The sequence below is a fragment of the Chryseobacterium carnipullorum genome (assembly GCF_900142785.1).
Lineage (GTDB): Bacteria > Bacteroidota > Bacteroidia > Flavobacteriales > Weeksellaceae > Chryseobacterium > Chryseobacterium carnipullorum.
Map to the genome: position 1 here is coordinate 194,052 of NZ_FRCD01000005.1, position 22,155 is coordinate 216,206.

Consider the following 22,155-nt stretch of genomic DNA (forward strand, 5'->3'; position numbering starts at 1 on the left):
TTCCTCCACTCACGAATTTTGTCAGACCTTCATGAATTTTACTATTCAGTTTCAGATCAGAAAAAGTATGAACGTAAAACATCGGTTTATCCTGATCCTGTAAAAGAAGCACTGACGATTCAAAATGCACCTTCAAAGGAGTATAAAATTTTCAGCATGGTAGGAAATCTTATCCTTTCAGGTTCATTGGAAAGAGATTCAATTCATGTAAGCGGATTGACAAAAAGAGTCTACATTATTCAAATCGGAGATGTTATTAAGAAGTTCATTAAAGAGTAATCACTTCTGTCATCTATAAAGCAAAAGAGCTCCAAGGAATACCGGAGCTCTTTTCTATTGAATATTATTAAATTCTTTATTAGCTTTTTACCTTTCTCAGATCCAAATCGTCAAAATCAAAACTAAAATCTGTAACGTCAGAGATAGGTTTTAATTGGGCAGATTCTGCTTTTCCGGTTTCATCATAATTAAAAATAATATAGGCATCGGCATCATAACTTCTGTCGTCCCATTTAATAATAAATGAATTATTGGAATAAGGAAGCAACTCTCCTTTCAGTCTTGGTGAATTTTTGCAGGAGATCCTGTAGGTACTTCCCTGCTGGGCAATTTCTACATCACCAAACCATTGGTCACGGTACTTCCCTACAAATTGTTCTGCTTTCGGCTGAATATTTTTCTCCTTTTTAAAGGCTTCAGATTTTGCAAAAGCTTCTTTTTTCTGTTGGTCATATTCGGCATTTACTTTTGACATTCTTTCGCCATATATTTTCAGCCAGTTTCTGTCTGCTACTCCCAGATAAGAATCTTTAACGGTGTTCGTAATGGTATTGAACGCTGCTCCGGACTGCTGGTTGGTAAGGACTACAATTCCTAATTTCATATCCGGAATCAGGGTAAACTGAGTAACGGTACCAATCAGTCCTCCGGTATGCTGAATTTGCTTGTGTCCTTTTACATCACTCAGAAACCAACCTAATCCGTAACCATAAAAACTTGTATCATAAGGGTTTTTCATAGCGACTCTATCTGGAATCTGTAAGCTCCATAATTGCTGTACATTTCGATCTGACACCAGTTTTTTACCGTCTTTCGTCGTGAAATTATTTAAAAGAAATTCAGCCCAAACAGTCATGTCTTTAATATTACTCATAATTCCTCCTGCTGCATTACCTGTTTCGCTCCAGTCGTGAGGAACCGCAATGGCTTTACCATCTACAGGAGCATGGGCATCAATCTTGTTGGATACCGCTTTGGCTCTACTGTAGCTTCCAAAGCTTGAATTCATCCCCACAGGCTTCATAATTCTCTGCTCAATAAATTCTGCCCAGCTCAATCCGGAAATTCTGTGGATTACTTCTCCGGCTACAATGAACATTACATTATTGTAGTCTAAGGTCGTTCTGAAAGGATTTTCAGGCTTCAGAAATCTCACATTGTGTACAATATCATTAACTGTAAGACTTCCGCCTTCAGGGAAAAACATCAGATCCCCCTGTCCTAAACCTAATCCTGCTCTGTGCGTGATAAGATCTTTGATGGTCACATTTTGAGAAACGTACGGATCGTACATCTGAAATTCAGGAATATATTTTGAAACTTTATCGTCCCAGTTCAGCTTTCCTTCATCAGCTAAAATAGCCAAAGCGGTACATGTAAAACCTTTTGAGTTTGAAGCAATTCCCACCAATGTATTATCATCCATCGGCTGTTTTGTGGTTAAAGAACGTTGTCCGAAACCTTTGGAATAGATCACTTTTCCATCTTTTATGATCCCGACTGACATACCCGGTACGTCAAATGTTTTTAAAGTATTCTGGATCAAATCATCCAATTTTTTCTCTTCAACCTGAGCATTGAAGAGCCCTACTGCGGCAAGAAAAAGTAAAAAAGAAAATTTCTGCTTCATTTTTTATAATTTTCTCAAATTTAATAAATATTAGGGGATGCCTGTCTCCGTTCTACAACTTTGTTTATTTAAAAGAAAACTAAAACTTAATAAAAAATAAATCTTTCCTAACTTTGCAAAAATTTTCAGAGCTTCATGACAAAAATCCTTCTTCTTTCCGATTCCCATTCTTATATAGATGACCGCATTTTAGAATATGCGTCGCAAGCTGATGAAATATGGCATTGCGGAGATTTCGGAAGTATTGAGGTGATTGAAGAACTGGAAAAAATAAAACCGTTAAAAGGCGTTTACGGAAATATAGACAACGCCAAAATCAGGGCTGAGTTTCCTGAGGTAAACCGTTTTTTCTGTGAAGATCTGGAAGTTTTGATGATTCATATTGGTGGATATCCCGGAAAATATACCCCAATCACCAACAAAGAGATTTCTGAAAAGACACCCAAACTATTTATTTCAGGACATTCTCATATTCTGAAGGCTATGTTTGACAAAAAAAATAATCTTCTGCATCTGAATCCGGGCGCTTGCGGCAAGCAGGGATGGCATACAATGAGAACCATGATGCGTTTCGTGGTGGAAGGAGAAGAGATCAAGGATCTTGAGATCATTGAACTGGGGCCGAAAAGTTAATTTTGAAAACAATAAAAGAAACAGCAAGTACATGAAAATCGGAGACAAAGTTTCTGTAGTAGATGAGGATTTAAGCGGAGTCATTACTTCTGTGAAAGGCAATATTGTTGTTTTCAAAGATGAGTATGGGTTTACGCATCAGTACCCGAAAGAGAAGCTGGTTCCTAAAGATGCTGATCTCTATGAAAATATTCGGATCATTAAAAAAGCGGAACCCCAAAAAGTGGTTTCCAAAAAGCACCAGAAAAATCACATGGTCCTGGATCTGCATTTTCATCATCTGGTTAAAAACCCAAGCGATTATGACAGTTTCGAAAGACTCTTTATGCAAAAGGCAAAACTGATGGAAGTTCTGAACTTCTGCAGAAAACATCATTTGAAAAGGCTGGAGATCGTTCACGGGATTGGTGACGGTATATTGCAGAGGATGGTTATGGATGTTTTGGAAAGCCAGTCAGATATCGATTTTTACAATAAAGAAATACTTCATCATCAATCAGGTGCCGTTATGATAGAATTTCACTAAATTTGCCTCAATTGAAATATGAACGTACTTAATTTACTTTTTACCAAAGACGGATTAATCTACCAGATCGCAAAAAACAAAAGCATTCTGGAGGAAAAGTCTTATTTCGTTACCGAAGAAACACCAGAAAATTTAATTGAGGATAAACTTGATGAAATTTTACTGAAACAAAGGTTTGAAGAGATCCATGTGATTTCTGCGCTGAATCATTTTACGCTGATGCCTGAAGGATTTTCAGAACATGATGCAGGATTTGAACTGATTGCTTTTAATGCTCCGGCAGACAGAGAAAAAGAAGAACTCATGCTTTCTGTCAACAAAAGATTCGGTGTACAGTTTTATTACACGTTCCCTAAAAACTTTTATAAGAAAATAAAAGAACTGGCCGTTCCCGTTCATTTTAATTTTTCTGGAGAAAAGTTTTTAAATTCTATTAATAATAAAAACAATAAAGAAATCCATATCAATCTTTATCATAACCAGTGTGAGTTTTTTGCCATTGATAACAAGAAGGTGATTTTATATAACAACCTGGATGTGAATTCTGAAGTAGATTTCCTTTATTTCGTAATGTTTACGTTAAGCAAAATAGGTTTCGGAATTAATGAAACCAGCTTTTATGCTTATGGTGAAACGACAGAAAATGAAACTTTTATTTCTGAGCTTCAGAAATTCGTTAAAAATATGAGGATTGTCTTTGACAACATTCCCAATAAGAATTTTATACTTAATTAGGTTACGGGCTGCAGGTAGCAGGAATAAGTTTCCAATTGCAACTACCTGCCGCCTGTGATCTGCGATCTAACAACTAAATAAATATGTTCAGAATAATCTCAGGCAAGTGGAAAGCCAAAAAAATAGCCGCTCCTAAAAACTTTGATGTAAGACCTACTACAGATTTTGCCAAGGAAGCGCTATTCAGCATCCTGGAAAACAAATATGATATGCAGTCGATTTCGGTACTTGACCTTTTTGCGGGCATCGGTTCTATCACCTTTGAATTTGCTTCCAGAGGATGTCAGGATGTCACTTCAGTTGAACTGAACCCCAAACACACAAGCTTCATCAATGCTACAGCTTCAGATTTGGATATGTCACAACAGATCAGTGTTCAGAGAGGCGATGTTTTTGACTGGCTTAAAAAATTCAGAAACAATAAAAGTTTTGAGATTGTATTTTCTGATGCTCCTTTCGAAATGGAGGAGAAGAAATATTATGAGTTGCTGTCTTTAGTTCTGAACAATAAATATCTTAAACAGAACGGCGTTCTGATTATAGAACATCAGAGCAGAATGAAACTTGAGCACCCGAATTTAACAGACACCCGAAAATACGGAAATGTAAGTTTCAGTTTTTTCGAAGCGAATAAAGAAGATAATCAGGAAATTTAATTCCTGATTATTTTTTTTACGGAAAGATCGGGTGCAGCAATGCCCCAATTGGTAATCGCTTCCAGTACCGGCAGTAAAGTCTTTCCAAAATCGGTTAAGGTATATTCTACCATTAAAGGAGGTTTTTCTGTATAGACCTTTCTGTTGACGATATGATCTTCCTCAAGCTGTTTCAGCTGAAGGCTTAAGGTCCTTTCTGTAATCGTCGGAATTAGTTTTCTTAATTCGTTATATCTTTTAGCACCATCTATCAGGTGAAATAAAATAACTGCCTTCCACTTTCCTCCTATAAACTTCATCGTTACGCTGGTACAGCAAGGATATTCTTTGTTATCTATTGTATACATTTTATACTATCATTTTTTACCGTTATTGCAAAGGTAATAAACTTAAATTACTTTTGTAACTATAAAAATGATAGTACAATAATTTATGAACTTTTTACAACAAATGAAAAACAGGTATACTGTAAAAAAGTATAATCCTCAAGGCAAAATCAGTGCAGAACAGATTGCCGAACTGAAAGAAATCCTTAATTTAAGCCCGTCTTCAATTAACAGCCAGCCATGGAATTTTATTTTCATTAATACTCCTGACATCAGAGAGCAACTGGCAGAAGCATCTTATTTTAATAAGGATAAAGTATTGGAAAGCAGCCATGTGATTGTATTCCAGGTCATGAAAAATCCGGAAGAATTTGAAAAACAGATCGAAGAAAATCTTCCTGAAGGTTCCGTTAATTATTACAGAACCATGGTAAAACCTAATGGTGACGCTGCGATCCGTTCATGGATGGGGCATCAGGTATATCTTTCGCTGGGTGTTCTTCTTTCTGCTTGTGCTGCAATGGGAATTGACTCTACTCCCATGGAAGGAATTGAGACCGATAAATATGATGCAATTCTGAAAAACGATTCTTACGAAACACTTTTCGCCGTTGCGATCGGAAAAAGAGCTGACAACGACAGTAACCATCCGGAAGTCACTCCCAAAAGAAGACTGAAAAGTGAAATGGTGATTTTAGAGTCTTAATAGCTCTGTTCTTTAGCCGTAAAATAAAAGCTGTTTCTCTGGAAACAGCTTTTGTATTATAATACTTTCAATTCTAAATCGATGGTCTTTCCGAAGAATTTTTTAGAGATCTTCTCAAAGTTTTTCGTCAGATCCGAAAGATAAAAATGATAATTGGGTTTTGGATTATTATCATTCAGAAGATGATATTTATCCAGAATGATCTTCAGGTGATTGGCCACAATGTTGGGGGAATCAATCACGCGGACTCTGTTTCCATAATATTGTTTGATTTCATCAATCAATAAAGGGTAATGAGTACATCCCAGGATCAGGGTTTCAATGTTTTTCAGCTTGTTATTGCTTAGATAATTATAAATGATGGCATGCGTGATCGGATGGTTCTTGAATCCTTCTTCAATAGCAGGAACCAGTAGCGGAGTAGCAAGCTCATCTACTTTGATCCATTTATTTTGTTTCCTGATGCTTTTTTTATACAACCCTGAATTGACAGTTGCTTTCGTCGCAATCACCCCAACATTATTGTGAATTTCATAAGCTACTTTCTCAGCAACGGGATTAATAACATCGATAACCGGAACTTTTCCATCCACAGACTGCATCACCTCGTTCAAGGCATTGGCTGTAGCCGTATTGCAGGCAATAACAATAGCTTTGCAGTTTTGCTGAAGCAGAAAATTGGTGATCTTGGTGGAATATTCTATAATCGCATCTTTCGACTTTTCACCATAAGGAAGGTGCTTGGTATCACCGAAATAGATCAGATCTTCGTGTGGAAGGAGTCTTTTGATCTCTTTGGCTACGGTAAGTCCTCCCACCCCACTATCGAAAATACCGATAGGTTGGCTTGGTGAAAGATGTGAATAGTCTTGTTTTTTAGTTTTCAAGTGAGCTGAAATTTTATACAAAAATAGTGAATAATCGTCTATTTAATTAAGATTGCTGATTGAAAAATCTTTCGGGTATCTTACTTTATAGCTTACCCTGAATTTTTTTGTTTCAGATGATGAAATTTTAACGTTCCACAGTAAAAATCCTTTCTCTTTATCCAGGTCTGCGTTATCACTTTGAAGAAGTTCAATCTTTACAGATTCATCCTTACTCAAAGGAATCTGATCCCGGATCTCAATATTGATAGCCTCTTTTTTATTATTTCGGATAACAAGATCGTAAGCAATTGTTTTTTCCTGATAGGAAGAGAATAATTTTTCGCTTGCCTTATCATTTACCATTTCTTTACGGATACTAATCTTCTTGTCATCACCAAGGGTAATGCTCATTTTATCATTTGTCTGATTGGGATTAATTCTTGTTTCACCTACATACATATTTTCAAAAATCACACTGGCACCACCTGAAATCAGATTGTACTTATTAAAATCTTTAATATCTGCGACCAAATAGGTCGTAGTATTGTATTTTGGAACAGTATAATATTTATATTCCGCCGGAAGTTTTATTTGTTTTAGGTTGATAAAATGATCTTCATTGTTTGATAAAATATCATAAGGAATATCAGTATCAAAACTTACATTTAACTGATTTTCATTGATTTTAACGCCATAGCCTACCATGACAACTTCCTCAATATTCTGCGATCGCATAGTATCTTTTTTGCTGGAATAACTATAGGTTTCTCTTTCTTCATTCTTGTAAGAATTCAAAAACCACGGGTTCATAGTTGGAGCCTCATTATTTCTTGAAGACCTTGCATTGATCAGCGAAAGCTTTACTCCTTTCCAGTCAAGTCCGGTATCCTGCCTTACCTTTGCTTTAAAAGTCACATCTAAAGGCTCAGTCAATTTATTGCCTTTCACTTCATAAAACGGTTCCCAAAAAACATTCTCCGCCAAATACCCCAGATCCATTTTTGCATTTCCTCCCGCACCACTTACAATTCTCAAAACAAGAACGCCATCAGAAAAAGTTTCTTCAGCTTCTGTGTTGGCTTTCAGCCGACTTCTCAAAGTCTCAAGTTTCAGAATGGTTTGTGTATATTTTTTATTGATATCAAGCTGTGCTATGCTTATTTCGTTTCTTTTGATCTTATAATATTCGGTAAGTTGCATCAGTTGGGCTACGGTGGAGGTATTGCTCCCCACCAACAGTCCCTGGTTTTTGTCTAACAGTTCCAATGTCTTTTCATTCGTCTGTCGCTCAATATTGATTTTCGTGCTGAGATTTTCTAAGATAGCAATGCTGTCTTTAATTCTTTTCCCATTAGGATTATTATTCTCAAAATAATTCGAATTGTAGCTGCTTCTGTATTGTGCAGAAAGGATAGAAATATCTTTATTATTTGTATTAATCTGTATCGATTTTTCCACAATCTCATCTGAAATATTAGTTATAACAACCTCTGACGTTCCTGAAGGAAGTGAAACGCTCACCGAATTCTGTAGTTCAGCAGAAGATCTGTACACATTCACAGCATTAACTTTTGCTTTTGTAAAAATCGGTTTTTGGGAAAAATAGAAAGCACTAAAAAAAAGAAAAAATAATAGTAAGTTTTTTCTCATGGTTGATCATTTTTTATTTAAAGTATACTTTCAAATATACATTAATAAACGTTATACCAAAAATAAATCAGAAGCAATTCCATCCGCCATGAACCAATGTTTTTCGGGAATTTTAAGATGATTATTTTCAATCACCAGAATGCCTTCTTCAATTTTCGTCTGTATTTCATGCTGGAAATGCTCATAGGTCCGGACATCGAATTTACTCTTCAGACTTTCAATATCTACTCCCCAAATCGTTCGAAGACCGATCATAATCATTTCATTGAACTGATCGTTTTGCGAAAGGATCTCTTCTTCTTTGGCAAGTATTCCGGTATGAAGTTTTTTAATATACTGCTGGTTGTTCGCAACATTCCAGCTTCTAACATCAAAGCCGTTGTATGAATGGGCGGAAGGTCCTATTCCCAGATACTCTTTATATTTCCAATACGCAGAATTATGTCTTGAATAAAAACCTGGTTTTGCAAAATTGGAGACTTCATAATGGTCAAATCCGTTGTCTTTCAGAAAATCCGAGAGATAATAGAATTCTTTATTCTGTTCTTCTTCACGGGGACTGGCCACTTTACCTTTCGCGATCCAGCTTTCCAAAGCTGTTTTCGGTTCAACAGTCAATGCATAAGATGAAATATGAGGTACTTCCAGGGCAATAGTTTTGTTTAAATTCTCTTTCCAGATCTCCAGATTGGAGGTCGGCGAACCATAAATCAAGTCGATACTTAAGTTTTCGAACCCAAAATCCTGGGCTCTTTTGATGGAACCTTCTGCTTCGGAAGCATTATGGGCACGGTTCATCAATTTTAAATCCTCATTAAAAAAGCTCTGGGTACCAATCGACAGTCTGTTAACAGGAGATTTCGAAAGCTGTTGTAAGAAATTTTTGTCCAGATCATCAGGATTGGCTTCTAAAGTGACTTCAATATCACGGTCAAAACTGAAATACTTCAGTACTTCATCGATCATTGAAGTGATTTCGTCTGCCGAAAGTATGGAAGGAGTTCCTCCTCCAAAATATAGTGATTGTAAACTTTTGTTCTCTAATTCGTTTTTCCGGAGCCTGATTTCAGTCTTCATGGCACTGATCATTTCATCTTTAAAGTTCAAAGATGTAGAAAAGTGAAAATTACAATAGCTGCATTTTTGCTTGCAAAAGGGAATGTGAATGTATATCATAAAAAAAGCTCTGAAAATTTCAGAGCTCAAATTTATTTAAATTAAATCAGATTAATATCTATATCCTCTATGATTAATAAAGTTATCAAAGTTATACCCTAAGCTCAGCATAAAGCTGTTTCCACCATAAGTCTGGATATCAGACATTCCGATGTTATAAGTTGCTCCGATCATTAATTTATTAATTCTAACTTTAACTACCGGCGCCACCTGTAACTGCTGGCTGTCGAATCTGTTCTGTACCGTTCTGTAGCTTACACCGGCAGAGAATGAATTGATGTCATTAAAGAAAGTAGCCATTAGGTTATAGTCGATCATTCTTGTTGAATTGGTATTCAGGTTGATCAACGCTGATGGCGTTACAAAGATATTGTCAGCAAAATGCCAGTCATATCCTAAGTTTAAGAAGAATTTAATTGGTGAAGGCTCGATTCCGTTAACGATCGCCTTGTCATTACTTAGCGCAATATCGTTTACCGAAACCCCTGCAAAAATGTTTCTATACGTTGCAGCAGCACCAAAGTTGGCATAAGCCATAAAAATATTCCCTTCTTTTCCGATCAATAAAGGATCGTAACCATCTTCAACATTCACTGAAGTATAGTCAAAGTTCATATTATAAAATGAAACACTAGTACCGAAAGAGAATTGGTCTTTTCTTTCTCCTTCACTGCTTAGTGGAATAAAGTATGAAGCTCCCGCTGTAATACCGCCTGCAGAAATAGGTCCATTACTGTCTCTAAAAATAGAGAGCCCTGCTCCTACTCTGTCGAAGATGTTCCCGTTAATTCCTATAGACTGCGTATTTGGAGAATCGCTAAACTTGTCAAATTGTTTGTGGTAATTAGCATTAAGCTGTACGTAATCTGTCTTACCGTACTGAGCTGGGTTGAACAGGAATTCACCATCCAAAAGATATTGCTGATAGTATGGTAGTGATTCTTGTGCTTTGTATGCATTTGACAAAAGAGCTAAACATACGATAGCATATAGTTTTCTCATAACAAATCTTGATTTCAATTCAACAAATATAAAAAAATTCTCAATATATTTTTAGTTTTCTAAATAATTTCTCCATTTTTTTACGGCATCCGCCATATCTTCCGGCATTGGGCTCTCAAAATATAATTCCTTTTTTGTGGTTGGGTGTATAAACCCTAAAGTATGCGCATGAAGTGCATGTCTGGGAAGAATTTCAAAAACATTTTTTATAAACTGCTTATACTTAGGTAGATTCACTCCTCTGAGAGGGGTATGTCCTTCGTATCTTTCATCGTTAAACAAAGTATGGCCGATATGTTTGAAATGGGCCCTGATCTGGTGCGTTCTTCCTGTTTCAAGTTTACATTCCACCCACGTCATATATTTGAAGCGTTCCAGCACCTTGTAGTGTGTAACAGCATGCTTCCCATGGCTTCCGTCCTCATAAACGGACATCTGCATTCTATTCTTCGGATGTCTTCCTATATGCCCTTTAATAGTACCTTCGTCTTCTGAAGGATTTCCCCAGACAAAAGCCCAGTACAATCTTTTGGTGGTTCTGTTAAAAAACTGCTTCGCTAAAAAGCTCAATGCATATTCATTTTTTGCGACCACCAGGAGTCCGGAAGTATCTTTATCAATTCTGTGCACAAGACCTACCCTGTCCAGATCAGATTTCTGGCCATTCTTTTCAAAATGGAAAGCCAATGCATTCACCAATGTTTTATCCCAGTTTCCGTGGCCGGGATGTACAACCATGCCGGGTTCTTTATCCACCACTACCAAATCATCATCTTCATAAATGATATTCACAGGGATATCCTGAGGAATGATCACATTCTCTCTCGGCGGATGGGTAAGAAGCACAGAGATCTGGTCTCCCGGTTTTACACGGTAATTCTGTTTTACCGGAGCTCCGTTTACGATCACGTTCCCCGCCCTGCAGGTTTGCGAAATTTTATTCCGTGAAGAGTTTTGTCTGTATATTAATAGGAACTTATCGATTCTTAACGGCTCCTGTTTTTTATCAACTTTGATGTTAAGATGCTCGTACAAACCTTTATTTTCCTCATCAATATCGATATTCTCCATACTGTCGGAATCTAATAATTCTTCATCTAAAAAATCCTCGTTATCTTCTGCCATTATTTTATTTTTTTACGCAAAAGGCCCCAACATTTTGCAGTTGAAGCCTATATTTTATATCATAAACCGTTATTATTCTACTACTACTTTTTTAGCTTTTGGTTTTTGAGCTGGCTGTTGTGCTGTATTTCCAGAAGTCGCCGTCTTATTTCCTGAACCCTGACTACCTGTTGCAGTAGTTTTAGGTTTTTCAGCTCCGGTTCCGGCAGGTTTAGCCCCAGCAGCTGTACTGGTTTTGGCCGGTTCCGTTTTGGTCGGTTCAGATTTTGGAATTTCTTTTTTAGGTACAGGTGCTGCTACAGGTGGATCGTAATTGGGTTCCACATGGTTGGGAACTTCATCATAATGTACCGGAGGCAATGAAGTATCCACCTTCATACGATAAATAGAGTTCAGCTGTTCTACTTTTGCTCTAAGCTCAGCAGGTGTTCTTTTACTTGCCCAAAGATCGATCTGCATTCCCTGATCTCTTACATCTCCGGAAGCAGGATCCTGATAATAAATAATATCAGATTCGTCTTTACTTCCATCTTCATGTTCTACCAATCCTATTTCAAACATACTTTTCGAGATCACTGCTCTAGCCTCTTTTACAGTAAGTCCTACGACACTAGGAATTGAAATATTCCTCATGGGCCCTGATCCTACAACAACATCAATGACAGAGAATCTCGGAAGACGTGATCCCGGATTAACAGCATTACCTTTATATAATATTCTTAAAAGAGCATCTTTCTGAATACTTGGTTCATAAATAGTGTCTCCGATCTTAAGGCCCACCTGATCCAGTCTCTGGAAAGCCAGCCCCGAATATCGGTTGATCACATCAGGAACAGTAATAGGAGCCCAGGTTCTTGGGTTGACTACAATTCTTACCAGCGATCCCGGTTTTACCCTCGAACTGGATATAGGATGCATCTTTAAAACCTGAAAAGGCTTATATTTAGGATTGTACTCCGCACTGTCTACTTCATATTCCAGTCCTGTATCTTCCAATATTTTCACGGCATCATAAACAGATTTATTGATGACATTGGGCACGGGAATTTCCTGACCGTGATTGGTATGATACTCCAACCAACGGAAAGTAAGCCACACCAATCCCACAAAAACACCGATGGCGACTACTAAATTCAGTAAAACTTTCCAATTGAAAAGTGATTTAAGCATACTTAAAAATACTTTAATTATAACGGCAAATATAGCTAATAATTTTAAATGTACTTTTATTTAACACAATTCATTTTCAATTTTAAAATTTCTGAATTTCCCTTATTGCATTACATAAAATGATTAAATTTGCTTTAATTGATACTATAATGGTTATGAGCAAAAAAAGTGTTGCCGTTGTCATGGGAGGCTATTCAGACGAATATGTGGTTTCCTTAAAAAGCGGTCAGTTGATCTACGATTCTCTGGACAGAAATCTTTATGATGTATATAAAGTGGTCATCCTTAAAGATGAATGGTATTTTTTAGGGGATAATGATAAAAAATATGAAATCAACCGCGGAGATTTTTCAGTGACATTAGATGATAATGAAACCCTGAAATTTGATGTCTGTTTCAATATTATCCACGGAACACCGGGTGAAAATGGAATTCTTCAGGCCTATTGGGATGCCATAGGACAAAAATATACAGGTTGTGATTTCTATCAAAGTGCTTTGACCTTTAATAAAAAAGACACCTTGGCGGTATTGTCAAAATATGGAATTCCTTCTGCTAAAAGTATTTATCTAAGAAAAGGAGAAGAGATTAATGCTGATGAAATCGTTGAAAGTCTTGGCCTTCCGGTCTTCGTTAAACCCAACCAGTCAGGATCCTCTCTTGGGATTTCTAAAGTTAAAGAGCAGTCGGAACTGATCGCGGCTACTGAAATTGCCTTTAAAGAAGATGATGAAATTCTTATTGAGAGCTTTCTGGACGGAATGGAAGTGTCCGTAGGCGTTATTGATTTCAAAGGTGAAACCCTGGTTTTAGGGATTACTGAAATTGTCCCTACGAATGAATTCTTCGATTATGAAGCTAAATATGAAGGAGCATCAGAAGAAATTACCCCGGCAAGAATTGACGATGCCACCAGAATCAGAGTGGAAGAAATTTCAAAAAGAGCTTACAATTCTCTTGGAATGAGCGGTTTCTCAAGAAGTGAATTTATCCTTATGGACGGCATTCCTTATATGCTTGAAATGAATACCAATCCAGGATTCTCCCCTGCCAGCATTCTTCCGCAACAGGCAAGACATTATGGAATCTCCATCATGGATCTGTGTGGAAACGAAGTAGAAAAAGCAATTCATAAGTAATGGTAAAGTTATTTTCTATTTTATTATTAATTCCTCTTGTTACATTTGCTCAGAAGTATACAAAAACACTTGAGTTAGATATTTCCAAGAGCGGACTGGAGCCTAAGAATATCAATTTTTCTGATGACGCCATCTACTTGGATGAAAAAAAATGCTTTAACTATATCAAAAAAAGAGATTTAGTTATAAACAATGAAAAGGTTCCCAACTATTTTGAGATTCTTTCTTTGGATAACACTATATTATTTTCCGTAATTATAAAAAAAAATGAAAGCGGAAATTTTGAAGGCATCATTAATTTGCATCCTATTGAAAAGCTTTATAAAAATTCAAAAATAATAGGAAGAAATGACTTAATATTAAATCTTTCTTCCAATCAGGTTCTAAATAATAACTGCAGCTTAAATATTGAAAATTTAAAGCTGTTCTACGAAAAATCAAACGAAAACAACTAGGATATGAAAATTGCTGTTTTCCCCGGATCTTTTGATCCTATTACTCTGGGACATTATGATATTATTGAAAGAGCGGCTCCGCTTTTTGACAAACTGATTATTGCCATCGGGCAGAATTCCCAAAAAAAATATATGTTTCCGATGGAAAAAAGGATGGAATTTATTCAAAATTCCGTAGCAGAATTTCCCAATGTGGAAGTTGATTTTTTTGAAGGATTAACGGTAGACTACTGTTTCGAAAAGAATGCTCAGTACATTCTGAGAGGCTTAAGAAACCCTGCCGATTTTGAATTTGAGAAAGCCATTGCTCATACCAACCGGACTTTGGCCCACAAAAAGCTGGAAACTGTATTTTTATTAACTTCATCAGGAAAATCTTTCATCAGCAGCAGCATTGTAAGAGAGATCATCAACCATGACGGAGAATATGAACTGCTGGTTCCAGACTCTGTTAGGGTAAAAAAATAATTAATGAGTAATAGGTAATGAGTAATTTGGGAAAGAACTAAAAACTTTTTCATTCTTGTGATTAAATCTCTCATCATTACCTTATTCAGATGATGTTTCGGTCATAAAAAAGCAAATCATAAGATCTTCCACTTCAGTGGCAGCAAATTACAGAGCTGTTTCAAGAGAAAGATCTGAAAAGGAAAAATTTGCGAAACTCTGCATTGTTGTAGAAAAAATTGATGAGACTCAACTTTGGCTTGAAATCATTGAAGAACTGGAATATCTAAGTCCTGAAAAAATAATACATTTAAAATCAGAATGTGAAGAACTTGTAGAGGTTATGACTAAATATAAATTTAGATTATCCCAACTTTAAATGGCATAATTTTTATTACTCATTGCCCATTACCTATTACTCATAAATATATGCACGAACAGTTCAATTTTGCCATAGAAGTACTCGGAACGATTTCCTTTGCCATGTCCGGGAGTTTTGCGGCTATGCAGAAACGCCTTGATCCTTTCGGGGTGCTGATTATTGCGTTCGTTACTTCTGTAGGAGGAGGAACGGTAAGGGACTTATTGCTTGATATTCCGGTATTCTGGATGCACGATCTTCTTACATGTGCCCTCATTCTAGGAACAAGTATTTTTGCGATGATTTTCAAGTCTATTGAAAAAAACTTCAAGGTGACTTTGTTTATTTTTGACAGTTTCGGACTGGGACTGTTTACTATTATCGGAGTTCAGAAAGGACTTCATGCCGATATTCATCCGCTGATCTGTATCGCACTGGGAACCATCACAGGCTGCTTTGGAGGGATTATACGGGACATTCTCCTGAACAGAATTCCGCTGATCTTCAGGAAAGAAATCTATGCTACGGCATGTATCGTTGGAGGATCTGCCTTTCTTTTAATGACTAAATTAATTCCACTTTCGTACACCTTCATACAAATCTTTACGATTTTATTGATTGTGGCCATCAGAACGCTTGCCGTAAAATACCATTGGCAGATGCCTAAGTTTTATGGATATGATCAGAATTCTGAAATGTAAACACTCTATTTACCGTTTACAAAATAAAAAAAGCACTCCATCAGGTGCTTTCATTGTTTGTATGTAATTTCTTAGAAGGATTTCCCTCTCTGTCTCATATTCGGGTTGTGCATGTGCTTCTGCATAGAAGGCATTTTAAGCTGATCTTTCATCATTTTAATCTGATCCGCCATCATTCCTGCACTGTCTAATCTTTTAGCCTCTTCCAGAAGCTTTTGCCCTTCCTGTCTTCTTCCTTTGGAAATGGCTACTGCAGCAAGATTTAATGTAGCCATAGCTCGGTCATGTTTCATATTCAAGCCATACTCCAAAGCTTTTTTCATCAGAGGTTCTACTTTCGCTGGATGTTCCTGAGCCTGGGTAAGTCCCAACAAATAGTGGAAATATCCATACTGTGATTTATGAAGCTGCGCCTGGTAATTGGTGATCCCATTTAACCATTTTGCGGCTTTTTCCATATTTTGTTTTCTCAGCTGCCAGAAGGCAAGAAGGATATATTCGTTTTTGATGAAAAGTAAAACAGGCAGTGCTGCAAGAAGGAATACTACAATTCCCCAGCCTAGATTTCTTGTGAAAATCATCATATAAAGTCCTAGAAGTATAAGAACTGCTGCAATTACAATTTTTATGTACTTATTCATTATTCAATTTTAAGAGTGCAAAGATAGAAAATTTACAGGTTAGAAGCTAGAGGTAAGAAGTTAGAATTTTCATAACTACTGAGTCTTGATTCTTTCAAAAGTCTGAAAACAAAAATCGTATTGATTTTTTTCATCTTTTTCATGGCAGGTCTCTTCCGTTTTTTTCCATATCTTCATGTCGATCTTAGGGAAGAAAGTATCAGCTTCAAGATCGGCTTTTACCAAAGTGACTTCCAATTTGTCAGCCATATCGATCGTCTGCTCATAAATTTTTCCGCCCCCGATGATGAAGATATTTTCATCAATCTTTTTGGCAAATTTCAAAGCCTCTTTGATGCTTCCTACAATTAAAATTCCTTCTTCAAACCAGTTTTTCTTTCTGGAAATAACAATATTTGTACGGTTAGGTAACGCCTTTCCAATGCTTTCATAGGTTTTTCTTCCCATGATGATAGGATGTCCGGAAGTCAGATCTTTAAAGTGTTTCAGGTCTGTAGGAAGATGCCAGAGCAGTTTGTTGTCAAAACCGATCTCATTCTTCTCTCCCATTGCCACCACTATTGTTGTCATTCTAATAATTTTTTACAAAATTAGCACATAATTTGTATATTTGATCAGCACAAAAAATTAAAAAAAATAAACTATGAAAAATAAAGGCTGCCTGAGCGCAGGAACTATCGGTATTGCTCTGCTTATCATTGTAGGTGTACTATTCTTTTGGGGGAAAAACGGTTATAATAATTTTGTTTCAAAAGAACAGAACGTCAATTCCAAATGGTCTAATATCGAAACGGTCTATCAAAAAAGGGCCAACCTTATTCCAAACCTTGAAAGAACGGTTAAATCGTATTCAAAATTTGAACAGGAAACCTTAACGAAAGTTGTTGAAGCACGCTCTAAAGCGACTTCCATCCAAATCGACCCTACGAATATGACAGAAGCTGATCTGGCGAAATTCCAGTCTGCACAGGGAGAATTATCCGGAGCATTAAGCAGATTAATGGCGGTTGTGGAATCTTATCCAAATTTAAAAGCGGACCAGCAGTACATCAATTTCCAGAGAGAGTTTACGGCAATTGAAAACAGCATCAGAACCGAAACGGTTTACTATAATGACGCTGCCAAAGATTACAATACTACGATCAAAACGTTCCCGAATAATATTCTGGCCAACTTTACCAACTTTAAAGAGAAACCTTTCTTCAAGGCTGAAGCCGGTGCAGAAAAAGCACCTGAAGTATTTAAATAATGAATCGTTTTCTGACAAATCAGCAAATCACTTCCCTGGTGGAAGCGATACAGTCGGCAGAAGAACATTCTACAGGCGAGATCAGGATACACATTGACTCGAACACGGAAAATAAGAATGCAAACACTGCATTTGAAGTTTTCAGGGAACTCTGTATGAATAAAACTGTTGACAGAAATGCGGTGCTTTTTCATGTGAATTTCGAACAGAAATATCTTACCATCATTGGTGACATCGGAATCCATGAAAGGGTACACCAGTCGTATTGGGATCACCTCCACGACTTTATTACTGCTGAATTTGCGAAAGGAAATTATTGTAAAGCTTTAAAAAGCGGCATCCTGGAAACGGGTCTCGAATTAAAAAAATATTTTCCTGTTCAGGGAAAAAATCCCAATCAGCTCTCTAATGAAATTACGTTCTCTTAAACTGTTATTTTCATTTTTACTCCTCTGCTTTTACACTTTTGTATCAGCACAGTATACGATTCCCCAAAAGCCGGCGGTTTTGTATCCTGTGTTTGATGAAGCAGGATTGCTTACTCAACAGCAAAAAGACGAGCTGAACAATAAGCTGATCAAATTTGCAGACTCTACGTCCACGGAAATTGAAGTGATCATTATTCGTTCCACAAAAGGGGAAGATGTGAACTTTCTCGCAACCATGTTCGGTGAGCAATGGAAAATCGGAAAAAAGGGAGTAGATAACGGGGTCGTTTTCCTTATTGCTACAGAAGACAAGACCATGTCCATCCAGCAGGGACGGGCCGTAGAACAGTATCTTACCGCTTCTGTGGCGGGACAGATCCTTGACTATATCGTTACTCCCAATTTCAGACAGGGACAATGGTACGAAGGGATCAACAGGGGCACCTCAGCCATTATGGAGGCAGTTCAGGGGAAATTCAAACCTACGGAAACCTCAGCACCTTCAGGCAATGGAAGTGCATTTAAAATTATTCTGATTGCCTTTGTCATCTTTATCATTCTGGCCTTTCTCTTCGGGGGTAGAGGCGGAGGACGTGGTGGCGGCAATAATGATGACGATGATGTGATCATCACCAGAAGAGGACGTAGAAATTATCCAGGCGGATTCTTCCCTTTCCCGGGCAGCTTCGGAGGAGGCGGTGGCTTTGGTGGCGGAAGTTCCGGTGGCGGAGGTGGATTCGGCGGTTTCGGCGGCGGAGGAAGCTTCGGTGGCGGAGGGGCTTCCGGCGGATGGTAAAAAAATAACGACTTTTAATATAATCGGGCATACTGCCCGATTTTTTTATTTAAAATGCTAAAATCTAATCGTTTCTTTAGTTTATTGTAACACTAAATTCAACTTCACCTATTAAAAAGTTAACAAAACCACTTAAAAACCGTCTTTTATCCAATAATTTTTCATTATATTTACTGAAAACAGGTTTATGAAGAAGACGCTGGTAGTTTTTGCACATCCCTATTTAGAGCACTCTAACTCCAATCTAGAGCTCATTAATTTCTATGTCCGTCACCAGCATTTTACCCTCAGAGATCTTTACGAGGAATATCCGGATTTTCATATTGCGGCCTTCAGGGAGCGAAAAAGATTAAGGAATTATGACCGTTTTATCTTTCAGTTTCCGCTCATCTGGTTCGGAATGCCTCCCTTATTAAGATTGTGGATCGATGAAGTTTTTGACAGGGACTGGCTGCGGGAAGGTGAAACCAATCCACTGGAAGGCAAAGAGATTTATATTCTGATTACAACAGGAGGAAAAGAAAGATCTTTCAGCAAAAACGGAACGTATCAATATACGGTGGAAGAGCTGATCAGCGGGCTGATTGTCTCTTTAAAGGTTTTCAAAGCTGATATCAAACATATCAAGATCGTTTACGAAGCCCATAAACTGAGCAAAAAAGATATTATTTTACATAAAAAAGAATTTACACAACTACTCAATCAATAGCCTATGGAGTCCAGCTTAGCAATGAATACATTAATTTTCTTAGGTGTAGCCATTATCATGGTTCCGCTGGCGAGAAAATTTGGACTGAGTTCAGTGATCGGATATATTTTAGGCGGTATCATCATCGGGCCTTATGTTCTTCGGCTTACCGGAAAAGATGTCAATGACATTATGCATGCCAGTGAGTTTGGAGTGATCATGCTTCTTTTTTTGGTAGGACTGGAACTGGAACCCCGTAAATTCTGGGAAATGCGGAAAAAAATAATGGGTCTTGGGCTTACGCAGATGCTGCTTTCTATTTCACTCCTTTTTCTGGTTTTCATCAGTGCAGGATGGAGAATAGATAAAGCGATTGCCATTGCGATGTGTTTCGCACTCTCTTCTACTGCTATTGTATTGCAGACTTTACAGGAAAAAAACAACTTTAAAACCATGGCTGGAGAAGCTTCTTTCTCTACCCTTTTGTTTCAGGATATTGCGGTGATCCCTATTCTTGCTATCCTGCCAATCATTGCCAATTATAAAGCGAGTCATCAGGATAACGAAATTCAGATTATCATTCAGAAACTTCCGGAGTGGCTTCAGGCCGGAACCGTTATTTTAGGCGTTGCTATTCTAATTTTGCTGGGAAGATATGTATTTGTACCCTTTTTAAGATATGTTTCAAAGTCGGGAATGACAGAACTCCTAACCGCTTCTTCTTTATTCCTTGTCATAGGGGTTTCGGAGCTTATGGCTGCCATAGGCCTTTCACCTGCCTTGGGAGCTTTCCTTGCCGGAGTCATGCTTGCCAACAGTGAATTCAGGCATGAACTTGAAGCACAGATCAATCCTTTTAAGGGACTTCTTTTAGCTGTATTCTTTGTCAGTGTAGGTTCTACCATTAATTTTAATATCATTCAGCAGGATCCTCTGTTTATCTTCTCTACTGTTTTTGCCGTACTTGCAGTAAAATTTGTGGTGCTTTATGCCATCGGAAAGTTTTTCAAAATTGATACGCCACAAAGTTTATTTTATGCTTTTGCTCTTTCTCAGGTAGGGGAATTTGCATTTGTCCTGATCAATTATGCGTCGGATCTTTATCTTTTAACGCCTGAACTTAATGCACAAATGATGGCTGTTACGGCAATAACGATGTGTATCACTCCTATCCTTCTAATTATTAATGACAAATTCATTACTCCCAAATTTATAAGAGAAATACCTGATGAAGAGAATGATTTCAATATTCTGGACAATGATGTAAGCCAAAAGAAGATCATTATTGTTGGTTTCGGACATTTCGGAAGTACAGTAGGACGTCTTTTAAAAGCAAATAAAATCTCAGCAACCGTTCTGGACAGAGATTCTGACCGGGTAAAAATTCTGAGAAGTCATGGTTTTAAAGTGTATTACGGTGATGCTACCCGAATTCCTATTTTAAGAGCTGCGGGAATTGAAGATGCTGAAATTTTAGTTTTATGTCTTGATGACCGGAATGATAATAAATTCATTGCAGATCTGGTCCGGGAACATTATCCGAAGGTGCAAATTTTTGTAAGGGCTAAAAACAGAATCGACGCCTATGACTACCTCAACAACGGTATTGAAAATATTTACCGGGAAACATTAGGAACTGCCGTAGATATGGCGGTAGATGTTCTTCATGAGACCGGGATGAGAAAATATGCGGCAAGACGTCTTGGTCAACGATTTATGGCAATAGACAAAGCTTCCATCCGAAGATTGGCCAAAGCAAAAGGTGATGACGAGATCTTATCTTTTACCACAAAAGAAATCCTCCAGCGTGAGGAGGAATTATTGGCTTTTGATAATCTTAATTTTGATAACAGAGACTGGGAAGGATCCTCGTCAGTAGATGATGATAATGACGAGGAAACTCCAGATTGATTTATTGAATACTGACGCTGCCGCCACTACTTTCCTGCTTGGTTACGTTTTTAAGTTCTCCTTTTTTAGAAACATCCACACTTCCACCGGAAGAAGCTTCGGCATCTACTGAATCAACAGCGCTTACCTGAAGGCTTGCACCACTGGAGGCATCCGCTTTCAGATGGTCTACAATGAGATCTTTCGCTGATACACTGCTGCCTGATGAAGAAGTGATATCAGCATTTTTGCTCTTCCCAGAAATATCAAGACTTGCCGCCGAAGATGCTTCAATATCAAGATCTACAGCCCATATTTTACCACTGAAACTGCTGCTGCTTCCCGCAGAGATATCGAAATCATTGGCTTCCAGATCTCCTGTCACGCTGGCTGCACTGGATAGATCAATGCTAACTTTTTCCTGTGTGAATTTATCTTTTATGGTAATGCTTGCTGCAGAATTAGCTATAATTTTTGAGAAATCTTTTGTGTAGATTTTAGCTTTTACATGATGGCTGTTCATCACTCTGATCCCTTTTTTGTAATGGATATGAAGCTTTCCGCCGTCGTTGTCCACAAGAATTTCGTTGATGATATTTTCTGGTGCGGAAATAACCACTTTCTCTACGTCAGATTTAATGACCTCAGCATCAATCGCCTGGGAAACTTCTATTTCGTCAAAATCACCGTTAAATGTTTTCTCTTTAACCGGGCCTTTATCCTTATCGATCACCTTGTCAACCCAGCCATTATCATTATTATTGTCGTTGTTTCTTTTATCATGTCTTTCGTTACATGATGCCATCAGCGCGAAGGCTGACAACATAAAAAGAGTTGTTGATTTCATGTTTACTATGTTTATAAATTAAGTTTTTAA

General features: G+C 37.5%; 27 protein-coding genes. 16 read left to right on the forward strand and 11 right to left on the reverse strand.

All coding sequences use genetic code 11. The annotated features are described in order from the left end of the window. Positions 1-18 precede the first annotated feature (18 nt). Entirely contained in the window at positions 19-279 is a 261-nt protein-coding gene (locus tag BUC06_RS07685) for a T9SS type A sorting domain-containing protein (protein ID WP_073331998.1), read from the forward strand. Between the two features lie 79 nt (positions 280-358). Here BUC06_RS07685 and BUC06_RS07690 read toward each other — a convergent pair whose 3' ends face one another. Continuing rightward, a complete protein-coding gene (locus tag BUC06_RS07690) occupies positions 359-1,909 on the reverse strand; it encodes a serine hydrolase (RefSeq protein ID WP_073332001.1) in 1,551 nt (516 codons plus the stop codon). Positions 1,910-2,044: 135 nt separating this feature from the next. Here BUC06_RS07690 and BUC06_RS07695 point away from each other — a divergent pair, with 135 nt between their 5' ends. The 4 genes from BUC06_RS07695 (at position 2,045) to BUC06_RS07710 (ending at position 4,459) form a co-directional block, all read left to right on the forward strand. Further along, the gene (locus BUC06_RS07695) at positions 2,045-2,542 is read left to right on the forward strand and encodes a metallophosphoesterase family protein (protein WP_073332003.1); all 498 of its coding nucleotides are present in this window, start codon (positions 2,045-2,047) and stop codon (positions 2,540-2,542) included. Positions 2,543-2,573: 31 nt separating this feature from the next. Continuing rightward, entirely contained in the window at positions 2,574-3,068 is a 495-nt protein-coding gene (locus BUC06_RS07700; RefSeq protein WP_073332006.1) for a Smr/MutS family protein, read from the forward strand. Between the two features lie 18 nt (positions 3,069-3,086). Next, positions 3,087-3,803, forward strand: a complete 717-nt coding sequence (locus tag BUC06_RS07705; protein ID WP_073332008.1) for a DUF3822 family protein — start codon at positions 3,087-3,089, stop codon at positions 3,801-3,803. Between the two features lie 83 nt (positions 3,804-3,886). Next, a complete protein-coding gene (locus BUC06_RS07710; RefSeq protein ID WP_073332011.1) occupies positions 3,887-4,459 on the forward strand; it encodes an RsmD family RNA methyltransferase in 573 nt (190 codons plus the stop codon). On the opposite strand, the gene BUC06_RS07715 is transcribed toward BUC06_RS07710, so the two are convergent. Next, entirely contained in the window at positions 4,456-4,806 is a 351-nt protein-coding gene (locus BUC06_RS07715) for a winged helix-turn-helix transcriptional regulator (RefSeq protein ID WP_073332015.1), read from the reverse strand. The two genes, BUC06_RS07710 and BUC06_RS07715, sit on opposite strands and share 4 nt — an antisense overlap. Before the next feature lie 85 nt (positions 4,807-4,891). On the opposite strand from BUC06_RS07715, the gene BUC06_RS07720 reads away from it, so the two are divergent. Then, positions 4,892-5,491, forward strand: coding sequence for a nitroreductase family protein (locus tag BUC06_RS07720; RefSeq protein WP_073332018.1), 600 nt, complete (start codon positions 4,892-4,894; stop codon positions 5,489-5,491). Between the two features lie 56 nt (positions 5,492-5,547). On the opposite strand, the gene murI is transcribed toward BUC06_RS07720, so the two are convergent. The 6 genes from murI to BUC06_RS07750 all read right to left on the reverse strand — a co-directional run bounded on the left by murI (position 5,548) and on the right by BUC06_RS07750 (position 12,483). Further along, positions 5,548-6,378: a glutamate racemase gene (gene murI / locus BUC06_RS07725; RefSeq protein ID WP_073332022.1), complete on the reverse strand. Its 831-nt coding sequence runs from the start codon at positions 6,376-6,378 to the stop codon at positions 5,548-5,550. A 42-nt stretch (positions 6,379-6,420) separates the two neighbouring features. Further along, complete coding sequence (locus tag BUC06_RS07730; RefSeq protein ID WP_073332024.1) at positions 6,421-8,010, reverse strand: DUF4139 domain-containing protein; 1,590 nt, start codon at positions 8,008-8,010, stop codon at positions 6,421-6,423. A 51-nt stretch (positions 8,011-8,061) separates the two neighbouring features. Next, positions 8,062-9,186 carry a radical SAM family heme chaperone HemW gene (hemW, locus tag BUC06_RS07735; RefSeq protein WP_073332027.1) on the reverse strand — a complete coding sequence of 375 codons (1,125 nt, stop codon included), beginning with the start codon at positions 9,184-9,186 and terminating at the stop codon, positions 8,062-8,064. Positions 9,187-9,237: 51 nt separating this feature from the next. Then, on the reverse strand, positions 9,238-10,188 hold the full coding sequence (locus BUC06_RS07740) for a PorP/SprF family type IX secretion system membrane protein (protein ID WP_073332030.1): 951 nt from the start codon (positions 10,186-10,188) through the stop codon (positions 9,238-9,240). Between the two features lie 51 nt (positions 10,189-10,239). After that, positions 10,240-11,313, reverse strand: a complete 1,074-nt coding sequence (locus tag BUC06_RS07745; protein WP_181876108.1) for an RluA family pseudouridine synthase — start codon at positions 11,311-11,313, stop codon at positions 10,240-10,242. A gap of 72 nt (positions 11,314-11,385) precedes the next feature. After that, positions 11,386-12,483, reverse strand: a complete 1,098-nt coding sequence (locus BUC06_RS07750; protein WP_073332033.1) for a PASTA domain-containing protein — start codon at positions 12,481-12,483, stop codon at positions 11,386-11,388. Positions 12,484-12,638: 155 nt separating this feature from the next. Between BUC06_RS07750 and BUC06_RS07755 the strand changes: the two genes are divergently transcribed. The 5 genes from BUC06_RS07755 to BUC06_RS07775 all read left to right on the forward strand — a co-directional run bounded on the left by BUC06_RS07755 (position 12,639) and on the right by BUC06_RS07775 (position 15,586). Beyond that, a complete protein-coding gene (locus BUC06_RS07755) occupies positions 12,639-13,622 on the forward strand; it encodes a D-alanine--D-alanine ligase (RefSeq protein ID WP_073332178.1) in 984 nt (327 codons plus the stop codon). Continuing rightward, the gene (locus BUC06_RS07760; protein WP_073332037.1) at positions 13,622-14,077 is read left to right on the forward strand and encodes a hypothetical protein; all 456 of its coding nucleotides are present in this window, start codon (positions 13,622-13,624) and stop codon (positions 14,075-14,077) included. Before BUC06_RS07755 ends, BUC06_RS07760 begins: the two co-directional genes overlap by 1 nt. A gap of 3 nt (positions 14,078-14,080) precedes the next feature. Then, complete coding sequence (coaD, locus tag BUC06_RS07765; protein ID WP_073332040.1) at positions 14,081-14,545, forward strand: pantetheine-phosphate adenylyltransferase; 465 nt, start codon at positions 14,081-14,083, stop codon at positions 14,543-14,545. 118 nt (positions 14,546-14,663) lie between these two features. Then, positions 14,664-14,903: a four helix bundle protein gene (locus tag BUC06_RS07770; protein WP_394363678.1), complete on the forward strand. Its 240-nt coding sequence runs from the start codon at positions 14,664-14,666 to the stop codon at positions 14,901-14,903. A gap of 50 nt (positions 14,904-14,953) precedes the next feature. Beyond that, the gene (locus BUC06_RS07775) at positions 14,954-15,586 is read left to right on the forward strand and encodes a trimeric intracellular cation channel family protein (RefSeq protein ID WP_073332042.1); all 633 of its coding nucleotides are present in this window, start codon (positions 14,954-14,956) and stop codon (positions 15,584-15,586) included. 71 nt (positions 15,587-15,657) lie between these two features. Here the strand turns inward: BUC06_RS07775 and BUC06_RS07780 are convergent, their stop codons facing one another. Together BUC06_RS07780 and BUC06_RS07785 are read right to left on the reverse strand one after the other, a co-directional pair. Further along, entirely contained in the window at positions 15,658-16,227 is a 570-nt protein-coding gene (locus tag BUC06_RS07780; protein WP_073332045.1) for a hypothetical protein, read from the reverse strand. Between the two features lie 75 nt (positions 16,228-16,302). Next, a complete protein-coding gene (locus BUC06_RS07785; protein ID WP_073332048.1) occupies positions 16,303-16,797 on the reverse strand; it encodes a dihydrofolate reductase in 495 nt (164 codons plus the stop codon). A 73-nt stretch (positions 16,798-16,870) separates the two neighbouring features. Here BUC06_RS07785 and BUC06_RS07790 point away from each other — a divergent pair, with 73 nt between their 5' ends. From BUC06_RS07790 to BUC06_RS07810, 5 genes are all read left to right on the forward strand, one after another. Beyond that, positions 16,871-17,476: a LemA family protein gene (locus tag BUC06_RS07790; RefSeq protein ID WP_073332050.1), complete on the forward strand. Its 606-nt coding sequence runs from the start codon at positions 16,871-16,873 to the stop codon at positions 17,474-17,476. Further along, on the forward strand, positions 17,476-17,904 hold the full coding sequence (locus BUC06_RS07795) for a TPM domain-containing protein (RefSeq protein ID WP_185116975.1): 429 nt from the start codon (positions 17,476-17,478) through the stop codon (positions 17,902-17,904). The genes BUC06_RS07790 and BUC06_RS07795 overlap by 1 nt, the downstream gene beginning before the upstream one ends. Continuing rightward, positions 17,885-18,700, forward strand: a complete 816-nt coding sequence (locus BUC06_RS07800) for a TPM domain-containing protein (RefSeq protein ID WP_073332055.1) — start codon at positions 17,885-17,887, stop codon at positions 18,698-18,700. Before BUC06_RS07795 ends, BUC06_RS07800 begins: the two co-directional genes overlap by 20 nt. A gap of 187 nt (positions 18,701-18,887) precedes the next feature. Beyond that, on the forward strand, positions 18,888-19,409 hold the full coding sequence (locus tag BUC06_RS07805) for an NAD(P)H-dependent oxidoreductase (RefSeq protein WP_073332058.1): 522 nt from the start codon (positions 18,888-18,890) through the stop codon (positions 19,407-19,409). A 3-nt stretch (positions 19,410-19,412) separates the two neighbouring features. Beyond that, positions 19,413-21,299: a monovalent cation:proton antiporter-2 (CPA2) family protein gene (locus BUC06_RS07810; RefSeq protein WP_073332060.1), complete on the forward strand. Its 1,887-nt coding sequence runs from the start codon at positions 19,413-19,415 to the stop codon at positions 21,297-21,299. A gap of 1 nt (position 21,300) precedes the next feature. On the opposite strand, the gene BUC06_RS07815 is transcribed toward BUC06_RS07810, so the two are convergent. Then, positions 21,301-22,125: a head GIN domain-containing protein gene (locus BUC06_RS07815; RefSeq protein ID WP_073332062.1), complete on the reverse strand. Its 825-nt coding sequence runs from the start codon at positions 22,123-22,125 to the stop codon at positions 21,301-21,303. Between the last annotated feature and the right edge of the window lie 30 nt (positions 22,126-22,155).

Excerpts from the sequence above, each read along its gene's own strand:
- BUC06_RS07775 (WP_073332042.1), top strand. The coding sequence starts at position 14,954 with ATGCACGAACAGTTCAATTTTGCCATAGAAGTACTCGGAACGATTTCC.
- BUC06_RS07745 (WP_181876108.1), bottom strand. The coding sequence starts at position 11,313 with ATGGCAGAAGATAACGAGGATTTTTTAGATGAAGAATTATTAGATTCC.
- hemW (WP_073332027.1), bottom strand. The coding sequence starts at position 9,186 with ATGATATACATTCACATTCCCTTTTGCAAGCAAAAATGCAGCTATTGT.
- BUC06_RS07750 (WP_073332033.1), bottom strand. The coding sequence starts at position 12,483 with ATGCTTAAATCACTTTTCAATTGGAAAGTTTTACTGAATTTAGTAGTC.
- BUC06_RS07690 (WP_073332001.1), bottom strand. The coding sequence starts at position 1,909 with ATGAAGCAGAAATTTTCTTTTTTACTTTTTCTTGCCGCAGTAGGGCTC.
- BUC06_RS07810 (WP_073332060.1), top strand. The coding sequence starts at position 19,413 with ATGGAGTCCAGCTTAGCAATGAATACATTAATTTTCTTAGGTGTAGCC.
- BUC06_RS07815 (WP_073332062.1), bottom strand. The coding sequence starts at position 22,125 with ATGAAATCAACAACTCTTTTTATGTTGTCAGCCTTCGCGCTGATGGCA.
- BUC06_RS07760 (WP_073332037.1), top strand. The coding sequence starts at position 13,622 with ATGGTAAAGTTATTTTCTATTTTATTATTAATTCCTCTTGTTACATTT.
- BUC06_RS07740 (WP_073332030.1), bottom strand. The coding sequence starts at position 10,188 with ATGAGAAAACTATATGCTATCGTATGTTTAGCTCTTTTGTCAAATGCA.
- BUC06_RS07720 (WP_073332018.1), top strand. The coding sequence starts at position 4,892 with ATGAACTTTTTACAACAAATGAAAAACAGGTATACTGTAAAAAAGTAT.
- BUC06_RS07700 (WP_073332006.1), top strand. The coding sequence starts at position 2,574 with ATGAAAATCGGAGACAAAGTTTCTGTAGTAGATGAGGATTTAAGCGGA.
- BUC06_RS07710 (WP_073332011.1), top strand. The coding sequence starts at position 3,887 with ATGTTCAGAATAATCTCAGGCAAGTGGAAAGCCAAAAAAATAGCCGCT.
- BUC06_RS07755 (WP_073332178.1), top strand. The coding sequence starts at position 12,639 with ATGAGCAAAAAAAGTGTTGCCGTTGTCATGGGAGGCTATTCAGACGAA.
- coaD (WP_073332040.1), top strand. The coding sequence starts at position 14,081 with ATGAAAATTGCTGTTTTCCCCGGATCTTTTGATCCTATTACTCTGGGA.
- BUC06_RS07795 (WP_185116975.1), top strand. The coding sequence starts at position 17,476 with ATGAATCGTTTTCTGACAAATCAGCAAATCACTTCCCTGGTGGAAGCG.
- BUC06_RS07800 (WP_073332055.1), top strand. The coding sequence starts at position 17,885 with ATGAAATTACGTTCTCTTAAACTGTTATTTTCATTTTTACTCCTCTGC.
- BUC06_RS07790 (WP_073332050.1), top strand. The coding sequence starts at position 16,871 with ATGAAAAATAAAGGCTGCCTGAGCGCAGGAACTATCGGTATTGCTCTG.
- BUC06_RS07695 (WP_073332003.1), top strand. The coding sequence starts at position 2,045 with ATGACAAAAATCCTTCTTCTTTCCGATTCCCATTCTTATATAGATGAC.
- BUC06_RS07705 (WP_073332008.1), top strand. The coding sequence starts at position 3,087 with ATGAACGTACTTAATTTACTTTTTACCAAAGACGGATTAATCTACCAG.
- BUC06_RS07805 (WP_073332058.1), top strand. The coding sequence starts at position 18,888 with ATGAAGAAGACGCTGGTAGTTTTTGCACATCCCTATTTAGAGCACTCT.
- BUC06_RS07730 (WP_073332024.1), bottom strand. The coding sequence starts at position 8,010 with ATGAGAAAAAACTTACTATTATTTTTTCTTTTTTTTAGTGCTTTCTAT.
- BUC06_RS07715 (WP_073332015.1), bottom strand. The coding sequence starts at position 4,806 with ATGTATACAATAGATAACAAAGAATATCCTTGCTGTACCAGCGTAACG.
- BUC06_RS07780 (WP_073332045.1), bottom strand. The coding sequence starts at position 16,227 with ATGAATAAGTACATAAAAATTGTAATTGCAGCAGTTCTTATACTTCTA.
- BUC06_RS07785 (WP_073332048.1), bottom strand. The coding sequence starts at position 16,797 with ATGACAACAATAGTGGTGGCAATGGGAGAGAAGAATGAGATCGGTTTT.